This window comes from Fischerella muscicola PCC 7414, from assembly GCF_000317205.1.
GTDB lineage: Bacteria > Cyanobacteriota > Cyanobacteriia > Cyanobacteriales > Nostocaceae > Fischerella > Fischerella muscicola.
The window spans coordinates 84,206-105,367 of record NZ_AJLK01000058.1; the positions used below are offsets into that span (position 1 = coordinate 84,206).

Sequence of the window (21,162 nt, forward strand, 5' to 3'; positions counted from 1 at the left end):
TATCGTGTCAACCCAATTAATCATTTACGACCAGTTGCGAAAATCGTCATATTTTCATACCAAATCTCTTGTTCTGTTGCCATTGCTTCTATTTGTTGACGATACTCTGCTTGTAATTCTTGCATTTGCTCCGCAGAAAGCTGTAATAAGGGATTTTCTCTAGGGTGAAACCATCGTCCATTCCATTCTTGAGCTTGCTCAATACTACGATAAAAACCAAATTGTTCACTTTTGACTTTAATATCTTTAAAACCAGCTTCTTGGAGCAAATTTCTACACTTCTGGGGAGTTCCTGTTGGCTCATTAATATTTGTCAGGAAAATACCATGTTTGGCACAAACTTCAATGATGAGTGGTGCTTCACATGATTCTTGAGAGCAAGAAGAAAAGCCAACAATGCCGCCTTGCTTAAGAAAACGATACCATTTGCGTAAAGCAGCAAGAATATCTGTAAAGTAAACGATTGCTGTTGAACAAAGAATTACATCAAAACTTTCATCTTTAAAGTCGATATATTCTGCATCTGCTTCTATTAATTCAATATTTTGCAAGCCTAATTCCTCAATCTTTTGTTGTGCTTGCTTAAGCATTTCTGAAGAAAAATCGACTCCAATTACTTTTCCTTCTGAGCCAACAATTTGGGCAGCAGCAATGGCAATGATACCTGTGCCAGTTGCTATATCTAATAATTTTTGTCCCTTTTGTAGGTGAACTAACTCTAGTAAAGGCAGAGTGCGACGAATGGTGTAATCGTTGTCGTAACTAGTTCTGCTGTTAAAGAAATTTATTACTTCTTGTTTGTATTGTTGTTCGTATTGGTTGTAGTGCATAAAAATCTTAGGGAAAAACGAACACAGATAAACACAGATGCACACCGATGATGCACACTGATAAGGCTGTAGTTCTACAAAAGTTTGATAGTTAGTTTTGATACTTGAAAAATAGGAGATTTGCTGTCAACTAGAACTAGATTAGCACTTGCTACATAAGTGGCTGAAATTTGTTGATTAGACATCCGCTTGTATTCTGGCTAACGGCAGTATGTCACACATTTCTCTAGACAGAGGTTTCAACTAAGCAGAAACTTTATCCTCAAATCTATACATATAAAAGTTGATTAGCATATTTTGAGACTCCCGCCACGAACTGATGGGATTTTGTGGCAAGTCTTTTTACTGACAGCAAACACCGAACAAAGCGCGGGGGTGCTGGATATGGCGATGATAGAAGATTTAAAAAGAATTTCTGACACTATCTGGGAAATTCCAGTTTCTTACAAACAGGGAATGCGTGTTCCGGCGCGGATTTATGGAACGGAAAAGTTAATTCAGGAATTGGACGACGCTGTTTATGACCAAGTTACTAATGTGGCTACACTTCCAGGCATAACTAAGTACGCTTTGTGTATGCCAGATGGACATTTTGGTTATGGTTTCCCGATTGGTGGTGTGGCGGCGATGGATGTAGAAGCAGGGGGTGTGATTTCTCCTGGTGGTATCGGTTTTGATATCAATTGCGGGATGCGGTTGATGGTAACAAATCTAACTTATGACGAAGTGAAACCGTATATTAAAAAGTTAGTAGACAGACTATACGAAAGGGTTCCTGCTGGGGTGGGAAGCACTGGGTTTGTGAAACTTTCCCGCAATGAGTTTCGGAAAGTGGTGGAAGAAGGCGCGCAATGGTGTGTCCGTAATGGTTACGGTTGGGAAGAAGACTTGGAATTGGTAGAAGAAAACGGGTGTATTCAGGGTGCTGATGCCAACAAAATCAGTGAAAAAGCGATTGATAGAGGTTTCAATCAAATCGGTACTTTGGGGTCTGGGAACCACTATTTGGAAATTCAAGTTGCTCGACCAGAGAATATTTATGACCAGGAATTAGCCCGGAGTTTGGGAATTACTATTCCTAATCAAGTGGTGGTGATGTTTCACTGTGGAAGTCGGGGATTTGGTCATCAGGTAGCAACTGACTATCTGCAAACTTTCCTAAAGGTGATGGAAAGTAAGTACGGGATCAAAATTTTGGATCGAGAATTAGCTTGTGCGCCTTTTAATTCTCCTGAAGGTCAAGCTTATTTTGCGGCGATGAAATGCGGCATTAATATGTCGTTTGCTAATCGTCAAGTGATTTTGCACCGGATTCGGGAGGTGTTCTCGGAAATTTTGGGACGATCGCCCCAAAATTTAGGTATGCATATGATTTATGATGTCGCCCACAATACCGCCAAACTAGAGCGTCATATTATTGATGGCCAAGAGCGATCGCTCCTTGTCCACCGTAAAGGTGCAACTCGTGCTTTTGCTCCTGGGATGGGAGATGTACCTGAGCGGTATAAAAATATTGGTCAACCAGTAATTATTGGCGGCAGTATGGAAACTGGCTCTTATTTATTAGTAGGTGTACCCAGTGGCGACCAAACTTTCTTCAGCACAGCTCATGGTAGCGGACGGACGATGAGTCGAGCGAAAGCACGAAAAATCTATCGTGGCGAAAAACTCAAAAAAGAGATGGAAAGCCGGGGTATTTATGTTCGTAGTACCTCTTATTCAGGATTAGCAGAAGAAGCGGGTGGAGCATACAAAGATATTGATGATGTCATTGAAGCGGCTGAGTTAGCAGGGATTAGCAAGCGGGTAGTCAGGTTAACACCGATTGGAAATATCAAGGGGTAATGCTAATTAAACCTAATGTGAATTTAAACTATGACAAATATTATCTTTTGGAAATCGAACACAGATAAACACAGATGAACACAGATAAATTATCGGTGTACATCTGTGTTCATCTGTGGTCGTTTCTACCATAAAACAGTTTTTTGCAAGAATTCTATGAGTTAGTACAACTTAAACGTAAGTTCAGATTTTAGATTCTTATGGCAGTACGTACACCATTAACAGTAATTACCGGCCCATTGGGAAGCGGTAAAACAACACTTTTGCGTCACATCCTTGACACTTTCCCTAGAAAAATTGCCATTTTGATGAACGAATTTGGCGAAATAGCGATCGATACGAAAATAATCCAAGGTAAAAACGTCCAGATGGCGGATTTGGGTGGTGGTTGTGTTTGCTGTTCGCTACTAGGTGAATTTGAAGCTGCTGTGAATGAAATCATAGATAACGTTGATCCCGATTATATTGTGGTGGAAACAACCGGAGTCGCAGAACCAGATGCTTTAGTTTTTGACATTCAAGAAAGTTTGCAGAGAGTGCGGCTCGATGGAGTGATTACAGTTATTGATGCCGATGCCATGATTAAATATCCCTCCGTTGGTCACACAACCCGAATTCAAATTGAAGCAGCGGACACTATTCTTTTAAACAAGGTTGATTTAGTTTCTGAAACTGAATTACAAACCATTGAGAAAAAGCTAAATTCGATTAATGAAACTGCTGTGATTGTACATACTGTACGGGGTAAGGTAGATCCAGATTTGCTGTTTGGTATTAGTCGCGAAAAAGTACAACCACCACCACACCACGTTCATCAACCAGAATTTGAATCCTTTAGTTATAGCTCTTCTGCTATTTTTAATCGCCAGTGTTTTGAAGAATTTGCTGATAGTTTGGAAAACGAAGTTTATCGCGCTAAAGGATTTATCAGATTTTTAGAAGGCATTTATTTGTTTAATTTTGTGGCTGGACGTTGGGAATTAGAGTTATTTCCACAATCAGCAACAGAATTAGTTTTTATTGGTAAAGATGTAAGGATGATGAAATCAGAAATTATTAACAAATTAAAATTGTGTGAGCAATGAAATACTTCTTTTGGAGCTAAGTAATTAGGCGGGAATGAATCTAACTATGTTACGAAAATTAAGTATATCTGTAAGGGCAAAGCATTTGTATGTGTATCTTGAATCAAAACTGAACCTACCAGTAAAAATTCTTTGCCCCTACCCAATGAGCAATGACAAATGACGACCCCAACTTGTACCAGACGTGCCATGGCACGTCTGGTACATTCGTACCGACTTACTTATAAATAATATTGAATGAACCGCAGAGAACACAGAGAATACAGAGAAAATTAAGATTGAGAATTTTATGCATTACGAATTTTTGGAAGATGTTGCTACTGCTGATACTGCTTTTTGTGCTTGGGGAGAAGATTTGCAAAAGCTTTTCAAAGCCGCAGGTAATGCCACAATCAATACTATGATTGAAAATTTGGATTCGATAGAACCAAAAGAAACGCGAAATATCAGCTTGGATGATGATGAATTAGACCTCTTACTGTTTAATTTCCTGCAAGAACTGATTTATTACAAAGACAGCGAACAACTTTTGTTACGAACACAGCAAATTAATTTTGAGGAGAAAGATGGTAAATATCACCTTACTGCTGTACTCCAAGGAGAAAAACTTGACCCTCAACGCCATCAACAGTTAGTAGATGTGAAAGCTGTTACTTTACATCAATTTCAAGTAGAAAAAATAAATGATGGTTGGAAGGCGATGGTTATTCTTGATATTTAGTTTAAACTGTGAGATGAACACTAAAGATGACACAGCTTTGAACCAAAATTGGAGAGCGATCGCTAGATAAAATGCTAACAAATTACATCAGTGCAGCCATGCATAAGGCAATTTACGAGTTGCTTGAGGATGGAACTTTTTATAGTGAAATTCCAGAGTGTCCGGGTGTTTGGGCAAGTGCTTTGACATTGGAAGCTTGTCGAGAAGAGTTGCAAGACGCCTTGGAGGGATGGATTATTTTAGGACTGCGTTTAGGTCATACTCTACCAATCATTGATGGTATTGACCTGAATTTTAGCAAAGAGGCCGCCTAATGCCACCATTTGGAGCAATTAGTCGGCGTGACTTAGTTTATTACCTGAAAGAAGCTGGTTTTGATGGCCCCTATCCTGGTGGGAAACATCAATACATGGTCAAAGGAGAACTTAAGTTAACAATTCCCAATCCACATCAGGGAGACATCAGCCCAAGTTTACTAAGTAGAATCTTACGTCAAGCTAAGATTAGCCGAGAAGAGTGGGAAGCGCTATGAATTAAATGCTGACTTTTGCAAACTAATGTTTTGAGGAAGGATTTGCTCATCAGGAAATGGCAATGAATATCATTGCATACCATTTTCCGCAGACTTTTCAACTCATCAGCTTGAGTAAAAATAGACTCACTTAACGCCCTTGCAATGTAACCACTATCTGGATCATCTTCAACTAAGAAGACAATTTCAGTCATAGGTCAATCAATTACAAATCAAGAAATAATATAAAAAAATAATTATAGTTTTAGCCCCATTACTCAAAACGTTACTTAATATCTTAAGCTTTCACATTTGCTAGCGTAGTAATACAAGCTTAATTACCGTATCTAGAAATTCACAGGTTTAATATGGCTCATTTAAATCTGCGTCGCCCTCAAAATGTTAGTGGCGATTTTTATGTCGATACCACTTGTATCGACTGTGACACTTGTCGTTGGATGGCTCCGGAGGTATTTATTGAAGCTGAGGGCATGTCAGCAGTTTATCATCAACCAACAAACGACAAAGAAAGATTAAAAGCATTGCAAGCACTTTTATCTTGTCCGACTAGTTCAATTGGTACTGTTGAGAAGCCTCAAGATATCAAAATTGTTCAGCTAAGTTTTCCGATTCCTGTAGAAGAAAATGTTTACGATTGTGGCTACCATTCGGAAAAATCCTATGGTGGAGCTGGCTATTTTATTCAACGATCAGAAGGTAATGTTTTAGTAGATTCTCCTCGCTTTACACCGCCTTTAGTCAAGCGTTTAGAAGAAATGGGGGGAATACGTTATATGTTCCTAACCCATATGGATGATGTAGCGGATCATCAAAAGTATGCAGAGCATTTTGGCTGTCAACGTATTCTACACAAAGATGATATCAATCGGGATACTCGTAATGTCGAAATTCAATTGGCTGGTTCGGAACCTGTTCAGCTTGCTCCCGATTTATTGATTATCCCAGTTCCCGGTCACAGTAAAGGACACACAGTTCTACTTTACAAAAATAAGTTTCTCTTTGCTGGGGATCATCTGGCTTGGGATGATGAACTTCAGCAGCTAATAGCCTTCCGTAATTATTGTTTTTATTCTTGGTCAGAAGTAATTCAGTCTATGCGGAAGTTGGCTAATTATACTTTTGAGTGGGTGCTTCCAGGTCATGGTCGGAGGTATCACACAGATGCAGAAACTATGAAAGAGCAAATGCACAAGTGTATTGCGTGGATGGAAACTCAATAGATTAGTTTAAATTGTGCAACCTCAGTCAAGAAATCGGGTTTTAATTCTATGATTAAAACCCGGTTTTTGTGTAAACATCCTCACTTCATCACTAGATAATTCTACAAACAGTAATCTATTTCCGGAATTTCACGATGAAAGTTAGTAACATATAGTGCAGTTGCGAGCCGAAGTAGCATATTTAACATCTTGCTAAGGTTGCAAAGTGGGAGAAGCAACAGAACTCGCGATCGCTATTCCCATGAATCTGTAATTATCCCTGACTATCATCGCTTCACTGTGTTAGTTTTTCTTTGCCTACGGGAACCATAACAAATGTAACCAGATACGCAAGCGATCGCACCTGAATATAATTAAAACTTATAGATTTTTCCACAATAGCTACATGCAACCACCATAAACGCATGACTTATCCAGCTTCTAGGCAGAAAATTTCTCAGTCTGATGCCAACAGAGATGAACAAACCTCTCTGCATCTATCTAGCTGGCCATCTAATCTTCAAAATAAAGTTAATCAGGTAATCAATCATTTTAGCATCAGTACCAAGATATATTTTGGTTATGCGATCGCACTTGGTATTATGGTTTTGGGAACTACTGTAGGGGTTGTTTCAGGTGATTCTTACCTGCATCGTGCAGATCAGCAAAGAAGAATCATTCGTCAAGAGCGTCAGCAGTTAAGTAAACTCCAAAATACTCTTTTTAACTTACAGTTATTCCCAAAAATTTCTGCTAATTTCCAAACTCCACAAACTTTTCAGAAAGCAGAATTAGCAGCAATTCAACAAATTACCGCAGCAAGAAAATTACTTAAACAAATTAATTCATCTGCTGCAAATTCAGTAATCAAAGAACTAAAACCGCTACTAATTAAGCATCACAGCACCTGGAAGAACTTCTCCTCTAGTTTGGAATTAACCTTACGTCAGATTGAACCACTAGCTTTCAATGCCAATAAGCTTAAAAAAGCTAATCAATTGCTAGCAGAATTTGCAGCGAGTGAGAATAGCAATAAAATGTTGCAATTCCAAAATGAACTAGCAACTGTGATTGTAGTAGCTGAAAAACAAGAGGAGCAAGCAGAGATTGCTTTACTTCAAGCTCAAAGACTACGAATACTAATCATTGTTGCCAGCATAGGATTAAGTCTCAGCATTACTGTGCTTTTAATAGTTTATACCCATCAAGCGATCACTCGTTCAGTTCAAACAATTACAGATGTTGCTCAAAAAGCGATCAGAGAATCTAACTTTGACTTGCAAGCGCCTGTAACTACAACTGATGAGTTGGGAAAATTAGCAATTAGTTTGAATCAACTGATTGGCTATACTAAAACCCTTTTAGAAGAACAAAAAGAAACCAAACTTGCTGCTGATGCTGCTAATCATGCCAAGAGTAAATTTTTGGCTCATATGAGTCACGAACTTCGCACACCACTAAATGGTATTTTAGGATATGCTGAAATCCTCCAGCGTTCTCAGAATATAACCAAAAGAGAACAACGTGGTATTGAAATTATTCATAAATGTGGTTCTCATTTATTAACATTAATTAATGATATTCTGGATATTTCCCAAATAGAAACAAATAGAATGCAGCTTTTTCCATCAGATTTTCATCTGCCTTCTTTTCTACAAGGAATAGTAGAAATCTGCCGGATACAAGCAGAACAAAAAGATATTGAATTTATTTACCAACCCCCAGAAAATTTACCATCAGGCATTACTACTGATAAAAAAAGATTACGGCAAGTCATAATCAACTTGGTTAGCAATGCGATTAAATTTACAGATACAGGAAGTGTAACATTGCAGGTAAAAATTAGAGAGAGCCAGGAAAAAGCTTCCCATGTACACATGTATTTTGCAATAGAAGATACTGGCATAGGTATTAGTAAACAACAGTTAAAAAAAATATTTTTACCCTTTGAGCAACTAGGAGATTACAAAAGCCAAAATGAAGGTAGAGGACTAGGATTAACTATTAGTCAAAAAATTGTAGAAATCATGGGTAGTAGTATATCCGTCAAGAGCGAGTTAGGCAAAGGTAGTATCTTTGAATTTGAAATAGAATGTCCAACTGCTGACGATTGGACAGAAAGTAGTATTATTACTAGCACTGGGAAAATCATTGCTTATTCTGGTAGCAGAAAAACAATTTTAATTGTCGATGATCGTTGGGAAAACCGCTCATTAATTGTTAATCTTTTACAAACTCTTGGCTTCACCGTTATAGAAGCTAGTAATGGGCAAGAAGGGTTAGAAAAAGCTCATCAATATCAGCCAGACTTAATTATTTCCGATACCGCAATGCCGATCATGGATGGCAGAGAAATGCTATCACAACTACGACAGTCAGAAACAATGCAAAATACTATAGTCATTCTTTCTTCTGCCAGTATATTTGATAATGAGCGACATAAAAGTTTAGCAGCAGGTGCAAATGACTTTTTAGTCAAACCAGTAAAAGTAAAAGAACTTTACCGTATGCTTTCAAAATATCTCCAATTAAATTGGATTTATGAACAGGTAGAAAATAAGCAGCAAGACTATTCTGAAAAATTATCGAGTTCACAAACAATGGTGGTACCACCAAAGGCAGAATTAGCTATGTTATTAGAGTATGCTAAGAAGGGACAAATTAAAGGAATTAAACAAGAATTAGAGAAGCTAGCAACAATGGATGAGCAATATCAGGAATTTGTCAAAAAATTAGACTCATTAGTTCAGTGTTTTAATATCAAACAAATTCGTATTTTTCTTCAAAAAAATATTCCATAAATTTATTACATTCATCAAAAATGGTAAAAGATACTAATATTCAACAACAGTTATTTATTGAAAAAGAATCAGAGAAAAATAGTAACACAGCAACTATTTTGGCCATAGATGATAGCCCTACAAATCTAGAAGTACTGTATGCTACTTTAAGCAGTGCAGGCTACGAAGTATTAGTGGAAATGGATGGCATCAGTGGAATTGAACAGACAAAAAACAATCCACCTGATTTAATATTATTAGATATAATGATGCCAAAATTAGATGGATTTGAAACTTGTCGTAGATTGCAAGCAGATCCATCTACAAAGGATATTCCTATTATTTTTATTACCGCTCTTTCAGATATAGAAGAAAAAGTTAAAGGTTTAAGTTTGGGAGCAGTTGATTATATAACTAAACCATTTCAGCAAAATGAAGTATTGGCAAGAGTTCAATTACACTTAAAAATGCGACGATTAAATATAGAATTAGATCAGCAAAAGCAACAATTAGAAAAACGTGTAGAAGAACGAACCTATGAACTTTTTCAGGCTCTAGAACAACTTAAAAAAACTCAATTACAATTAATTCAATCAGAAAAAATTTCCTCTTTAGGTCAGGTAGTTGCTGGGATTTCTCATGAAGTTAATAACCCGATAGGCTTGATTTCTACAAATTTATATTACGCTAAATATTATGTAGAAGAATTGATTAGTCTAGTGAGACTTTACCAAAATAATTTTCCCTATCCAGGCAGTGATATTGAAGATAAAATAGAGCGGATGGATCTAAACCATGTTCTCGAAGACTTACCGAAACTGATATCTTCAATGAAGTTAGGAACTGACAACATACGTGGCATCATGCAGTCCCTAAGAAATTTTTCACGCGCTGATGGAGAGCGAAAAAAGCTTGTTGATATTCACCAAGGACTTGAGACAACTTTACTCATTCTACAGCACCGCTTGAAAGCCAAGCCAAAACGTCCTGCCATCCAAGTAGTCAAAGAATATGGTAATTTACCCAAAATAGAATGCTATTCAGGACAAATTAATCAAGTATTTATGAATATATTGGTCAATTCTATTGATTCTCTAGATAATTCATTTGTTATAAGTCATTGGGCATTAAAGGATAAAAAACAAAGGGCGAATCCTCAAATTCGGATTTCCACTAACATTGACAAAGAGGCAGTCAAAATCACTATTGCTAATAATGGTAAGGGCATGTCAGATGTATTGCAAAGCCAAATATTTCAACCTTTTTTTTCAACACAACCTAAAATTCACGAAAATAAATTAGGACTAGCAATTAGTTACCAAATTATTACTGAAAATCATTGTGGTAAATTACAATGTGTTTCATCACCAGAACAAGGAACTGAATTTATCATTCAAATTCCTGTTTCATAAGTTACAATCCGATGAGGCGATCGCACAATTTCAAAAATTGGCTATGAGCGCAGCCTCCAAAGCATCTTATCTGCCACTCGCAGTATAGCTACTGTATATCTCACGAACAAGCTGTTACTCTACACCCGTAATTCCAGGTGAACACCGTGTAGAAGCATCAGTGATTTTGCAAATTCGTTATTAAGTAGCCATGAACACCAACATTGAAGTTGTTTTCAGCTTTGACACCACTGGAAGTATGTATCCTTGCCTAACACAGGTAAGACGAAAAATCAAAGAAACAGTCACACGCCTAATGAGCGAAATTCCCCAGATGAAAATAGGTATTATCGCTCATGGGGATTATTGTGATCAAGGTTCCACCTATGTCATCAAAAAATTTGATATTTCCAGTGACATCAATGCAATTTGCGAATTTGTCCAAAACGTCGAACCAACTGGTGGCGGTGATGCACCAGAATGTTATGAACTAGTATTACATGAAGCCCAATCTTTATCTTGGTCTGATGGTGCTTCCAAATCCCTAGTGTTAATCGGTGATGATGTCCCCCATCCACCAGCACACAATCCGCAAAAATTAAATTGGCGTCAAGAAGTTGATATCTTAGCCGACAAGGGAGTAATGGTATATGGAGTGCAAGCCCTTAACCGTTCCCACGCCACTCTTTTTTATAAAGAACTTGCAGAAAAATCTGGTGGTTTTCATGTCAACCTAGACCAGTTTTCCTATATTACTGATTTATTCTTGGCTGTTTGCTATCAGCAATCATCTGATGACAAATTGCAAGCTTACGAACAAGAAGTAATTGATCAAGGACGCATGAGTCGGGGATTAAATCAAATATTTAATTCCATGATGAAGCGGGAGGGAAAATCCTATTATGAAGCTGCTGATTTGAGGGCGGTTCCACCTGGACGTTTCCAAGTATTAGAAGTTGATAAAGATATCTCAATAAAAGTTTTTGTTGAAGAAAATAACCTCAAATTTAAAGTCGGACGTGGTTTTTATGAGTTTACCAAAACTGAAACTATCCAAGGTCATAAAGAAATTATCTTGATGGATAGAACAACAGGTGATTTATTTGAAGGGGAAGCAGCCCGAGAAATGTTAGGGCTACCTGTGGGTGCAACGGTTCGCATCAAACCCAGTAACCTGGAAAAATACGTTGTTTTTGTCCAAAGCACTTCTGCAAATCGCAAGTTGATTGGGGGAACCCGTTTCCTCTATGAAGTAGAGGACTGGGTTCGTTAAATTTGATTAAGCTATATAGCTAGTTAAGAGAAGGGTAAGATGAAGTATTAGTATTTGTCCTTCTGCCTTCTGCGGGGGCCCCACAAATTCGCTCTCCGAATCGCGAATTTGTGGGGAACCCCTTCTGCCACGGCGCTCCTTGTTCGCCCACAGGTGGCGAACCCGCGCCTCCTCTGCCTTTCCCTTTTACCATTTCCCGACTTCTGCAACAAGTCTGTATGTTTGGGCAAAAAAGGAGATATCTTTGGTGGAACTGATAAAACCAGAAGTAAAACAACGAATTCAGGAATTGCGACAGTTATTACAACAGGCTAGTTATGCCTACTATGTTCTTGATTCTCCAATCATGGAGGACGCAGTTTATGACCAGTTGTATCGAGAATTGCAAAACCTGGAAACCCAGTATCCAGAATTGGTGACACCGGATAGCCCGACTCAGCGTGTGGGTGAAAAACCAGCTACACAGTTTACTTCGGTTCGCCACAACATCCCACTATACAGTTTAGAAAATGCCTTTAATATCGATGAGTTACAGGCTTGGGATCAGCGCTGGCGGCGACAAGTACCCCCACAAACAGCAGCAGAGTACGTCTGTGAATTAAAGATAGATGGTAATGCTTTGGCTTTGACTTATGAAAATGGTGTTCTTACCAGAGGTGCAACTAGGGGTGATGGAGTGGTGGGTGAAGACATCACTCAAAATGTGCGAACAATTCGTTCAATTCCCTTGCGGTTAAATTTAGCAGGATTGAAAAATTTTGAACGAGTAGAAGTGCGGGGTGAGGCATTCTTACCCTTAGATGTATTTAAACAAATCAATGAAGAAAGACAAAAAGCAGGTGAGTCGTTATTTGCCAATCCTCGTAACGCCGCCGCCGGTACTCTCAGACAGCTAGATTCTCGCATTGTGGCGCAAAGAAGATTAGATTTTTTTGCCTACACGCTACAAATTCCGGGTATGGACGATGCGAGTATTGCAAGTAGTCAATGGGAAGCTTTGGCATTATTGCAAAAAATGGGTTTTCGCGTTAATCCCAATCAACGGCTGTGTGCTTCTTTAGCAGAAGTTGCAGAATATTATCAACACTGGGATACAGAACGGCTGAATTTACCCTATATGACTGATGGGGTGGTGGTAAAAATCAACTCCTTTAAGCTGCAAGAACAGCTAGGGTTTACACAAAAGTTTCCCCGTTGGGCGATCGCACTCAAGTACGCTGCCGAAGAAGCACCCACCCGTGTAGAAAATATTGCTGTGAATGTCGGCAGAACAGGCGCACTCACTCCCTTAGCAGAGATGCGTCCCGTACAATTAGCAGGCACAACTGTATCTCGTGCTACACTACATAATGCTGATCGCATTGCCCAATTAGACATCCGCATCGGTGACACTGTAATTGTCCGCAAAGCCGGGGAAATCATTCCCGAAGTCGTGCGCGTCCTCAAAGAACTCCGTCCCCCAGACACAGAACCCTTTGTCATGCCCAGCCATTGCCCAGTATGCGGTCAACCCGTAGTGCGGGAAATGGGAGAAGCCGTAACTCGCTGTGTCAATACTTCCTGTGCTGCTATTCTCAAAGGTGCAATTGAACACTGGGTTAGCCGTGATGCCCTAGATATTCGCGGTATCGGCGAAAAGCTGGTACATCAACTTGTCGATAAAGAATTAGTACATTCCGTTGCCGATTTATATGACTTGACAAGCGACAAATTATGTGGATTAGAAAGAATGGGGAAAAAGTCGGCAGAGAAAATAGTAGATGCGATCGCTCAATCCAAAAACCAACCTTGGTCAAGAGTATTATATGGTTTAGGCATTCGTCATGTTGGTAATGTCACAGCCCAATTGTTAACAGAAAAATTCTCAAGTGTTGAACAATTAGCAGAAGCATCAAGTGCCAAAATCGAAGGGGTTTATGGTATAGGTGCAGAAATCGCCGATAGCATTTATCAATGGTTTCGTATCAGCGCCAATCAAACATTAATTCAACGCTTGCAAGCAGCAGGGTTACAATTTGCCACCACAGAAGACACCACAGCAATAGGTAATGGTGACAATCAAAAACTTGCAGGTAAAACTTTTGTAATTACTGGTACTTTGCCCACTTTGAAACGAGATGAAGCCAAATCTTTGATTCAAAAAGCAGGTGGAAAAGTTACTGACTCAGTTAGTAAAAAAACCGACTATTTAGTTGTGGGAGAAGATGCGGGTTCTAAATTGGCAAAAGCCGAAGCGTTGGGAATTACCCAATTGAGCGAAGCACAGTTATTAGAACTTTTGCATGAATTTGCATAACACTAAAATTCAGTTATTTTCATACTTTGTACCAGTAAATCTTAAGTAGTGGTGTGACTGCCTTAAAATGCTCACAATCAACTAGCACCTACCCTGATTTGAACATATCTACAAATAAATTAAATTTGAGATTGAATTTGATTGAGTAATTCATAAAAAGGTTGCCAATTGTCTTCTTGAGTAATTGGCTCCCAAATCGATTCAATCACAGGTCTTAAAATCACAGTTTGAGGATTATAACGAACTAGAGTTTGAGATACTTTTTCTATTTCATCTGGCGTCAAATTCGTTAAAATTCTATGATATATCCCCGACCAATTTAAAAATAATTCGGATCTGCCTAAAGATTGCCCAATTTCTGAGTCACTAAGAATCACACTTGCATCATCTCTCCATTTGCTAGAAAAGCAAGTAGCCATATCAGCAAAAAAGTGATGATAACTAACTGGATAATGCTTTAAAAATTCAATAATTGCTTTTAACAGTTCTTCGGCTTCTGGATTAGCAAGTGTTTCAAAACCTAATTTTTTCAACATGAAACAACGATATTCTGCTAAATAATAATCATCAAATTGTGCTAACCCAGCTTCCATATCTGTTTGAGGAATCACAGCTTTTAATGCTTCCTGGAGTGCCTCAAGGTTCCACTTACAAATCTCTGGTTGATTAATGTAACAATAGCGTTTGTAATAGTCAAAATATGCCGCAGTGAAAAAAGGATCGTAATTAGGAATAAAAGCATAGGGGCCGTAATCAAAACTCTCCCCTGTAATTGACATGTTGTCAGTATTTAGGACTGCATGACAGAAACCAACCGCCATCCACTGTGCTACTAATTCTGCTGTCCGTTGAACTAATTCTGCATAAAATAAAGCATACTTATCTTGTTTCTCGTCTAAATGTTGATAGTATTCTTTAATTACATGATCTAATAGCTTTTTGCTCAAATCTGGACGGCGGAAATAGTGTAACCGTTCAAAAGTACCAAAGCGAATGTGTGATTTGCTCATCCGTACCATTACGGAAGAACGAGTAGGAGAAGGTTCATCACCCCGCCACAAGGATAAACCTGTTTCAATCATGCTGAGACAGCGGGAAGTACGTACACCCATTCTGTGTAACATTTCCGCTGCCAAAACTTCACGAACACCCCCTTTTAATGTCAGCATTCCATCGCCACCACGGGAATAGGGTGTTCTACCAGAACCTTTTGTACCGAAATCGTAAAGTTCACCATCAATACCACGCACTTGACCGTAGAGAAAACCTCTACCATCACCTAGTTGGGGATTGTATTCACCAAATTGATAACCGTGGTATCGCAATGCTAATAAAGGCTTGCGTCCTGCAAATTTGCCAAAAGCAGTGATAAAGTCTTGGTCTGTGACTGCTTGTGGATTTAACCCCAGCTTTGGTAACAATGCGTCATTGCGCCACCGTAAAATGTGTTGAGGAAATTCCGCAGGTGCAACTTCGTCGTAATAGTCATCGCCTAAGGACTCTAAGGCGGGTTCGTAGTTAAGACTGAGAAAAGGATTTTTAGAATTAGTGTTATGGGGAGTTTCAGCCAGAGTCATTATGAGTACAAGTTAGTTTACCTTCTGTTGATCATAGTCGGAGATGGGGGGAGTGTGGGACGAGGAAAGGGAAGGAGGATAAGGGAGACAAACCAGACAAGGAGGACAAATGACGATTGATAATTGACATTACCTAGCTTGCCAATCAGGATTAATCAAACTTGTCAAAATATGATCTTGCCATTGCCCATTAATTAATAAGTAATTACGGGCGTATCCTTCTACGACAAATCCTAATCTTTTCAATAAATTCCCACTGCGCTGATTATGAGGCATATAATTTGCCATAACGCGGTGCATATTTAGTTCTTTAAATATATATGCGATCGCAGCTTGCAAAGCTTCTGTCATATAACCTTTACCTTGTTCTGCTTCTGCAAGACCGTATCCAACATTACAGTATTGCGCTACTCCTCGGACAAAGTTACTAAAATTAATAGTTCCAATGATTTTTCTAGGATTCTCTTTTAAAAATAGAAATAATCGTAAAGAAAAATCATTTTTAAACTCATGTAAATTTAATTCTAGCTGCAACTGCCAATACTCTTCCGTGAAAAAACAATCAGCCCAACAAGGATAAAAGGGAGTAAAAAAGGTTTTGTTATCAGTAAAATACTGGATAATCTCAGGTATATCCTCTTTGGTAGCCATGCGTAATAAGAGGCGTTTAGTGATAATTACAGGTAGTTCAATTTCCATAATTTTACAATCAACGTGATCTCGCTGAAACACATTCTTGACTATCTAATACTTCTTGCATCCCAACTGCAATTGGTGCAAAACCTTTATTCAATAAGATCAACTTGTTGTAACAAGCGTTTTTCAAAATAGCATTTTCTAAATTAGCCCCTCTTAAATCGGTACCACGTAAATCTGCACCACTTAAATTAGTACCTTGGAAAGTGGCAAATCTTAAATCTAAATTTTGGAGTTTAGCATCTCTTACAGATGCTCCAAAAAGTAATGGTAATTGTTTTTTTGATGAGGTTTTAAGTAAATTGATATCATACAAAAACATGACCACATAACGCCTGCTTTCTGGGTCTAACTCTTGTAATGTTGCCTGAGTCATAGCTCTAATCATCGCTGATTTTTCTAGCTTTGTTTGCGAATTATCTGTTAAAACTATGTTCCCAATTGTTTTAATGTAATCAGATAAAATAACGTGATGTTGGTAATCAACTGTTGATTCAGTATTTGTATAAAATTGTTTAATTAAAGATGTTTGTTGATTTAAAGTATTGCTGAGATTGCCAAGAATCAGCAAAAGCCCTAATACTAATAGAATTAATGTTGTCAGGATTGCCCCTGATACCTCTTTTGGAAATTTGATAGTGCTGATGCTAAATTTTAATGTTTCGACAGTTCTATCAATATAAGTACTTAAGGTAGAAGATGTGGTGGCAGAAACTTCATGTACTTTAACAATTTTATTAGCTTCTTTACTCATTGACTTAGTTAGTAAAAAGAAAATGTGATGTAGTTTACAAAAATTGAGGTAGGAGTTGCTCTTCTTGTTAATTTAGCAGTGAAAATGAAAAAAGCAACTTCAAATTTCAGGTGTGAGGTAATTTGAAATTGCTTATGTCTTGAAATAGTAATTTGCTAAAGAAAATATTTAAATTTACAAAATTTATTATTTACCTAGAAACAAAGATTTAATGCCATGATGAATGAAATTATTCACTATTTCATATCAACTCCACATTTATTGTTAAAATTCTCATGCGATGTAGCTCAATTCTTGATAACCTGATTTCTGAGCCAAAATCACAGATGCGATCGCTTAACGCCAAAAACACAGTGTGTGACGTAACCTAAATAAATCAGCAAATTGATCAAGAAGGTAGGCAAAGCCGTGGGAATACGCTACGATTGGCAAAAAGAAGAAATCAGGGCAATATACGATACACCCTTTTTAGAACTGATTTACCAAGCAGCTAGTGTGCATCGCCAATATCACAACCCTAAACAAATCCAAGTTTGTAAGTTAATCTCTATTAAAACAGGAGCTTGTCCTGAAGATTGTAGCTACTGCGCCCAATCTTCTCGTTATAAAACAGAAGTTAAACCACAAGCACTTTTAGATAAGGAAACAGTAGTTAACATCGCCCAGCAAGCAAAAAATAGTGGTGTCAGTCGCGTTTGTATGGGTGCAGCTTGGCGAGAAGTGCGGGATAATTCCCAATTTGACCAAGTATTAGACATGGTCAAAGAAGTAACAGCATTAGGATTAGAAGTATGCTGCACTTTGGGAATGCTGACAGAGAACCAAGCCAAGCGATTAGAAGCAGCAGGACTTTACGCCTACAACCATAACCTAGATACATCGCCAGAATACTATAGCACTATTATCACTACTAGAACTTATGGCGATCGCCTAAATACAATTAACAATGTCCGCCAAACCAACGTCACTGTTTGCTCAGGTGGTATTCTTGGCTTGGGTGAAAATGTGGAAGACCGCGTTTCTATGCTGCACACTTTGGCAAACTTGCATCCCCATCCAGAGTCTGTACCGATTAACATTCTCTCCAAAGTTCAAGGCACACCCCTAGAAAATCAACCAGACGTCCCCATCTGGGATGTTGTGCGGATGATAGCCACTGCACGTTTGATTATGCCAGCTTCTGACGTGCGCTTGAGTGCAGGCAGGGCAAAACTTTCTCAAATTGAACAGGCTTTATGCTTCTTAGCAGGGGCTAATTCTATATTTTCTAGCGATGACGGACATATGTTGACCGTTACCACTCCTTGTCCTGGCTATGACGCAGACCAAGAAATGCTAAATTTACTTGGTTTAGAAATGCGTCCGCCGTTTGTTAGTCAGGAGAAGGTCGCAGCTTTGTAGAGAGATGGGGTGATGGGGTGATGGGGTGATGGGGAGTAGGGGGAGTAGGGGGAGTATGAGGAGTAGGGGAAAAATACAAGTGTTTTCCACATCCTATGCGGTGGTATTGATAGCGACAGAAATATATAGTATGAGGAGTAGGGGGAGAATACAAGTGTTTTCCACCCCTCACACTCCTCACACTCCTCACACTCCTCACACCCCTCACACCCCTCACACTCCCTTATCTTTTAAAGAATCTTCGCGGCACGCAGACCAAAAAGTAAACCGACAGCAATGCCAAAAAAGATAGCCAAGAAGACGACATAAGATACTACAGCTAACATTACGTTTCTCCACAATTGTTTACTCTCAAAGTCTATTGAATCATTTGTTAGTGGTTAGTGGTTGAAAATAGGGCGAGGGAATAGTTAACAGTTATTAGTTATCAGTTATTCAGTTGTCAGCTATCTATCACTGATAACTGATAATTGCTCACTGATCACTGTAAAAGTGGGATATTTACCGATATGTCGAACTCAGGTGGTGTAGAGATAAATAACTGTAACCGTGTGATTGCGTAGGTGCAGACTTGCCATAGAATACAGAAAAAACAGGAGCATAAAATCCTTAAAAGTCTAGGCTCACCTTAGAAACCGCAATGCATCTACGCCACGTTGACAATAACACTAAAGATATCTGTTCAGATAATTAAGTTATTTATCGCTACCATCGGAGGTCATGGTGAGGAAGTTTTCACTGTTAAAATCTTTGTTTTTTTCGGAATTTCCATGTGCTTGGTGCTATTGTGCGGACTGCAATTGGCACGACCCACTTTTCCACCCAATCTCTTGCAAGCAAAAGTGAATATTGCGGGTACGAACATTAATGGCACACTCATCCTGACACAGCTAGGTAATCAGGCGGTACGGATTCGGGGTAAGATTCAAGGCAACCCGGCAAATCTAACTCCTGGTCTGCATGGACTCCACATTCATTCTGTAGGCGTGTGTGACTCTGATGCTGATCCTCCTTTTAGTACCAGTGGTGGACATTTTGATCCTGGCCCTTTTGGTTCGGAAACTCCTGTAGAGGCAAACCATCCGTATCATCTAGGTGATTTGCCAAACTTAGAAGTGGATGAACAGGGAGAGGCAATATACAATGCAGTGACTAGTCGAGTTACCCTCAGTGAAGGACCCGTCAGCGTGTTTGACGGTAATGGTAGCGCTATTATCATTCACCTGTTACCAGATCAACAAAAAGCTAACGGTGAGGCAGCGGAGGCAGGCGGAGGACGAATAGCCTGTGGGATTATATCTTAAGGAGTAATCATTTCGGTTTTAGTTACATCGCCATCCAATCGTGAACCTAGCACAACATTGCGATAGAATATCCGACACGCGCTTGCAAAGGGGTTGGTGATGGCTTCCGTAATTAAAGTAAATCTACCGCAGCAGTCTTATGATATTGCGATCGCACCAGGTAGCCTAGAGCAATTAGGCGAATTCATGACTAATTTGCACTTAGGTAAGAAAGTCCTGCTAGTTTCTAACCCGACAGTTTTTCAATTGTATGGAGAAACAGCGATCGCATCACTCAAAGCTGCCAGTTTTGAAGTAGCAAGCCACATCCTGTCTGATGGCGAACACTATAAAACTTTAGCTTCAATAGAAAATTTATACAACACAGCACTGGAAAATCGCTTAGAACGTTCCGCCACGATGGTAGCTTTGGGAGGCGGCGTCATCGGTGATATGACAGGTTTTGCGGCAGCGACTTGGCTACGAGGTATTAATTTTATACAAGTGCCTACAACCCTCTTGGCAATGGTAGATGCAGCCATAGGTGGGAAAACAGGCGTCAATCATCCCCAAGGTAAAAACTTGATTGGGGCATTCCATCAACCACGATTAGTATTAATTGACCCCGATGTGTTGAAAACGCTACCTATACGCGAGTTTCGCGCAGGTATGGCAGAAGTTATCAAATATGGTGTAATTTGGGATGCCCAATTGTTTGCCGAGTTAGAAGCGAGTCAGCGTTTGGATGAGATGGGACATATTCACTCAGAATTAATTGACACTATATTAACTCGCTCCTGTCAAGCCAAAGCTGATGTCGTCAGTAAAGATGAAAAAGAAGCCGGACTACGGGCAATACTCAACTACGGACACACCATAGGCCATGCAGTAGAAAGCTTAACAGGTTATAGACAAGTACTGCATGGTGAAGCAGTTGCTATTGGCATGGTAGCAGCAGGGCAGATTGCTGTGGAGTTAGGGATGTGGACGCAACAACAGACACAACGGCAAGATGTCTTAATAGAAAAAGCAGGTTTACCAACTAAATTACCAGCAGGGTTGGATATTGAAGCGATTATTGAAGCATTGCAGATTGATAAAAAAGTGAAAGCGGGTAAAGTCCGGTTTGTATTACCAACCCAAATTGGGGCAGTAACAGTAACAGATCAAGTACCAGCAGATATTATCCGACAAGTGTTGGTACGAATGTAGGGAGCATCCCAAAAAGGCAGACAAGGGGGGAAAATCTTCGCTGGGGCGTATCCAGGCAAAAGGCTGAAAATGAAGTTTTAATATCCACAAAATTAACTTTCTGCCCTCTTTGGATGATGATTTTTTGCGATCGTCCCCATTTTCCCTGAATCACATATTTACTGGTTGAAGTTAATTTTTTACCTAAAAAATTAAGTCTAATTACTAAAGTACTGGTGTCATAAATTACTTTAATCTAGAAAAACAACTCTCATAGGATAAAGATGAGCAAGAACATGGTGCACTGA

21 protein-coding genes are annotated in these 21,162 nt (G+C 39.1%); 13 read left to right on the forward strand and 8 right to left on the reverse strand.

Annotated features, from left to right (window positions below; all coding sequences use genetic code 11):
- Positions 1–20 precede the first annotated feature (20 nt).
- The gene (locus UYI_RS0108410) at positions 21–830 is read right to left on the reverse strand and encodes a class I SAM-dependent methyltransferase (RefSeq protein WP_016866234.1); all 810 of its coding nucleotides are present in this window, start codon (positions 828–830) and stop codon (positions 21–23) included.
- Positions 831–1,214: 384 nt separating this feature from the next.
- Here UYI_RS0108410 and UYI_RS0108415 point away from each other — a divergent pair, with 384 nt between their 5' ends.
- Entirely contained in the window at positions 1,215–2,675 is a 1,461-nt protein-coding gene (locus UYI_RS0108415) for an RtcB family protein (protein WP_026085827.1), read from the forward strand.
- A 200-nt stretch (positions 2,676–2,875) separates the two neighbouring features.
- Positions 2,876–3,760, forward strand: coding sequence for a CobW family GTP-binding protein (locus UYI_RS0108420; RefSeq protein WP_016866236.1), 885 nt, complete (start codon positions 2,876–2,878; stop codon positions 3,758–3,760).
- A gap of 44 nt (positions 3,761–3,804) precedes the next feature.
- On the opposite strand, the gene UYI_RS37600 is transcribed toward UYI_RS0108420, so the two are convergent.
- Positions 3,805–3,951 carry a hypothetical protein gene (locus tag UYI_RS37600; RefSeq protein WP_016866237.1) on the reverse strand — a complete coding sequence of 49 codons (147 nt, stop codon included), beginning with the start codon at positions 3,949–3,951 and terminating at the stop codon, positions 3,805–3,807.
- Between the two features lie 98 nt (positions 3,952–4,049).
- Between UYI_RS37600 and UYI_RS0108430 the strand changes: the two genes are divergently transcribed.
- From UYI_RS0108430 to UYI_RS0108445, 4 genes are all read left to right on the forward strand, one after another.
- Complete coding sequence (locus UYI_RS0108430) at positions 4,050–4,481, forward strand: archease (protein WP_016866238.1); 432 nt, start codon at positions 4,050–4,052, stop codon at positions 4,479–4,481.
- A gap of 71 nt (positions 4,482–4,552) precedes the next feature.
- Entirely contained in the window at positions 4,553–4,795 is a 243-nt protein-coding gene (locus tag UYI_RS0108435) for a type II toxin-antitoxin system HicB family antitoxin (RefSeq protein ID WP_016866239.1), read from the forward strand.
- The gene (locus UYI_RS0108440) at positions 4,795–5,013 is read left to right on the forward strand and encodes a type II toxin-antitoxin system HicA family toxin (protein ID WP_016866240.1); all 219 of its coding nucleotides are present in this window, start codon (positions 4,795–4,797) and stop codon (positions 5,011–5,013) included. Before UYI_RS0108435 ends, UYI_RS0108440 begins: the two co-directional genes overlap by 1 nt.
- A gap of 347 nt (positions 5,014–5,360) precedes the next feature.
- On the forward strand, positions 5,361–6,233 hold the full coding sequence (locus UYI_RS0108445; RefSeq protein WP_016866241.1) for an MBL fold metallo-hydrolase: 873 nt from the start codon (positions 5,361–5,363) through the stop codon (positions 6,231–6,233).
- Positions 6,234–6,507: 274 nt separating this feature from the next.
- Here the strand turns inward: UYI_RS0108445 and UYI_RS39585 are convergent, their stop codons facing one another.
- Positions 6,508–6,639 (reverse strand): hypothetical protein, encoded by a 132-nt coding sequence (locus tag UYI_RS39585; RefSeq protein WP_016866242.1) that lies wholly within the window; start codon positions 6,637–6,639, stop codon positions 6,508–6,510.
- Between UYI_RS39585 and UYI_RS0108455 the strand changes: the two genes are divergently transcribed.
- The 3 genes from UYI_RS0108455 (at position 6,638) to UYI_RS0108465 (ending at position 11,656) form a co-directional block, all read left to right on the forward strand.
- On the forward strand, positions 6,638–9,013 hold the full coding sequence (locus tag UYI_RS0108455) for an ATP-binding protein (protein ID WP_016866243.1): 2,376 nt from the start codon (positions 6,638–6,640) through the stop codon (positions 9,011–9,013). The two genes, UYI_RS39585 and UYI_RS0108455, sit on opposite strands and share 2 nt — an antisense overlap.
- A 20-nt stretch (positions 9,014–9,033) precedes the next feature.
- A complete protein-coding gene (locus UYI_RS0108460; RefSeq protein WP_016866244.1) occupies positions 9,034–10,404 on the forward strand; it encodes a hybrid sensor histidine kinase/response regulator in 1,371 nt (456 codons plus the stop codon).
- Positions 10,405–10,594: 190 nt separating this feature from the next.
- On the forward strand, positions 10,595–11,656 hold the full coding sequence (locus tag UYI_RS0108465) for a vWA domain-containing protein (RefSeq protein ID WP_016866245.1): 1,062 nt from the start codon (positions 10,595–10,597) through the stop codon (positions 11,654–11,656).
- A gap of 19 nt (positions 11,657–11,675) precedes the next feature.
- Here the strand turns inward: UYI_RS0108465 and UYI_RS36665 are convergent, their stop codons facing one another.
- The gene (locus tag UYI_RS36665; protein WP_016866246.1) at positions 11,676–11,849 is read right to left on the reverse strand and encodes a hypothetical protein; all 174 of its coding nucleotides are present in this window, start codon (positions 11,847–11,849) and stop codon (positions 11,676–11,678) included.
- Between the two features lie 54 nt (positions 11,850–11,903).
- Here UYI_RS36665 and ligA point away from each other — a divergent pair, with 54 nt between their 5' ends.
- The gene (gene ligA, locus UYI_RS0108475) at positions 11,904–13,952 is read left to right on the forward strand and encodes an NAD-dependent DNA ligase LigA (RefSeq protein WP_016866247.1); all 2,049 of its coding nucleotides are present in this window, start codon (positions 11,904–11,906) and stop codon (positions 13,950–13,952) included.
- 119 nt (positions 13,953–14,071) lie between these two features.
- Here the strand turns inward: ligA and UYI_RS0108480 are convergent, their stop codons facing one another.
- The 3 genes from UYI_RS0108480 to UYI_RS0108490 form a co-directional block, all read right to left on the reverse strand.
- Complete coding sequence (locus UYI_RS0108480; protein ID WP_016866248.1) at positions 14,072–15,529, reverse strand: protein adenylyltransferase SelO; 1,458 nt, start codon at positions 15,527–15,529, stop codon at positions 14,072–14,074.
- Between the two features lie 129 nt (positions 15,530–15,658).
- Positions 15,659–16,228 carry a ribosomal protein S5-alanine N-acetyltransferase gene (rimJ, locus tag UYI_RS0108485; protein WP_016866249.1) on the reverse strand — a complete coding sequence of 190 codons (570 nt, stop codon included), beginning with the start codon at positions 16,226–16,228 and terminating at the stop codon, positions 15,659–15,661.
- A gap of 10 nt (positions 16,229–16,238) precedes the next feature.
- Positions 16,239–16,979: a pentapeptide repeat-containing protein gene (locus tag UYI_RS0108490; RefSeq protein ID WP_016866250.1), complete on the reverse strand. Its 741-nt coding sequence runs from the start codon at positions 16,977–16,979 to the stop codon at positions 16,239–16,241.
- Between the two features lie 408 nt (positions 16,980–17,387).
- On the opposite strand from UYI_RS0108490, the gene bioB reads away from it, so the two are divergent.
- Entirely contained in the window at positions 17,388–18,380 is a 993-nt protein-coding gene (bioB, locus tag UYI_RS0108495; protein ID WP_016866251.1) for a biotin synthase BioB, read from the forward strand.
- Between the two features lie 230 nt (positions 18,381–18,610).
- On the opposite strand, the gene petL is transcribed toward bioB, so the two are convergent.
- The gene (petL, locus tag UYI_RS34640) at positions 18,611–18,706 is read right to left on the reverse strand and encodes a cytochrome b6-f complex subunit PetL (RefSeq protein WP_009457099.1); all 96 of its coding nucleotides are present in this window, start codon (positions 18,704–18,706) and stop codon (positions 18,611–18,613) included.
- Positions 18,707–19,036: 330 nt separating this feature from the next.
- On the opposite strand from petL, the gene UYI_RS0108500 reads away from it, so the two are divergent.
- Positions 19,037–19,684 carry a superoxide dismutase family protein gene (locus UYI_RS0108500; RefSeq protein ID WP_235147923.1) on the forward strand — a complete coding sequence of 216 codons (648 nt, stop codon included), beginning with the start codon at positions 19,037–19,039 and terminating at the stop codon, positions 19,682–19,684.
- A gap of 99 nt (positions 19,685–19,783) precedes the next feature.
- Positions 19,784–20,875, forward strand: a complete 1,092-nt coding sequence (gene aroB / locus UYI_RS0108505; RefSeq protein WP_016866253.1) for a 3-dehydroquinate synthase — start codon at positions 19,784–19,786, stop codon at positions 20,873–20,875.
- Positions 20,876–21,162 lie beyond the last annotated feature (287 nt).

What these genes read in the sequence shown, in the direction of transcription:
- UYI_RS0108410 (WP_016866234.1), bottom strand. Translation starts at nt 830, where the DNA reads ATGCACTACAACCAATACGAACAACAATACAAACAAGAAGTAATAAAT.
- UYI_RS0108415 (WP_026085827.1), top strand. Translation starts at nt 1,215, where the DNA reads ATGGCGATGATAGAAGATTTAAAAAGAATTTCTGACACTATCTGGGAA.
- UYI_RS0108420 (WP_016866236.1), top strand. Translation starts at nt 2,876, where the DNA reads ATGGCAGTACGTACACCATTAACAGTAATTACCGGCCCATTGGGAAGC.
- UYI_RS37600 (WP_016866237.1), bottom strand. Translation starts at nt 3,951, where the DNA reads ATGGCACGTCTGGTACAAGTTGGGGTCGTCATTTGTCATTGCTCATTG.
- UYI_RS0108430 (WP_016866238.1), top strand. Translation starts at nt 4,050, where the DNA reads ATGCATTACGAATTTTTGGAAGATGTTGCTACTGCTGATACTGCTTTT.
- UYI_RS0108435 (WP_016866239.1), top strand. Translation starts at nt 4,553, where the DNA reads ATGCTAACAAATTACATCAGTGCAGCCATGCATAAGGCAATTTACGAG.
- UYI_RS0108440 (WP_016866240.1), top strand. Translation starts at nt 4,795, where the DNA reads ATGCCACCATTTGGAGCAATTAGTCGGCGTGACTTAGTTTATTACCTG.
- UYI_RS0108445 (WP_016866241.1), top strand. Translation starts at nt 5,361, where the DNA reads ATGGCTCATTTAAATCTGCGTCGCCCTCAAAATGTTAGTGGCGATTTT.
- UYI_RS0108455 (WP_016866243.1), top strand. Translation starts at nt 6,638, where the DNA reads ATGACTTATCCAGCTTCTAGGCAGAAAATTTCTCAGTCTGATGCCAAC.
- UYI_RS39585 (WP_016866242.1), bottom strand. Translation starts at nt 6,639, where the DNA reads ATGCGTTTATGGTGGTTGCATGTAGCTATTGTGGAAAAATCTATAAGT.
- UYI_RS0108460 (WP_016866244.1), top strand. Translation starts at nt 9,034, where the DNA reads ATGGTAAAAGATACTAATATTCAACAACAGTTATTTATTGAAAAAGAA.
- UYI_RS0108465 (WP_016866245.1), top strand. Translation starts at nt 10,595, where the DNA reads ATGAACACCAACATTGAAGTTGTTTTCAGCTTTGACACCACTGGAAGT.
- UYI_RS36665 (WP_016866246.1), bottom strand. Translation starts at nt 11,849, where the DNA reads ATGGTAAAAGGGAAAGGCAGAGGAGGCGCGGGTTCGCCACCTGTGGGC.
- UYI_RS0108480 (WP_016866248.1), bottom strand. Translation starts at nt 15,529, where the DNA reads ATGACTCTGGCTGAAACTCCCCATAACACTAATTCTAAAAATCCTTTT.
- rimJ (WP_016866249.1), bottom strand. Translation starts at nt 16,228, where the DNA reads ATGGAAATTGAACTACCTGTAATTATCACTAAACGCCTCTTATTACGC.
- UYI_RS0108490 (WP_016866250.1), bottom strand. Translation starts at nt 16,979, where the DNA reads ATGAGTAAAGAAGCTAATAAAATTGTTAAAGTACATGAAGTTTCTGCC.
- petL (WP_009457099.1), bottom strand. Translation starts at nt 18,706, where the DNA reads ATGTTAGCTGTAGTATCTTATGTCGTCTTCTTGGCTATCTTTTTTGGC.
- aroB (WP_016866253.1), top strand. Translation starts at nt 19,784, where the DNA reads ATGGCTTCCGTAATTAAAGTAAATCTACCGCAGCAGTCTTATGATATT.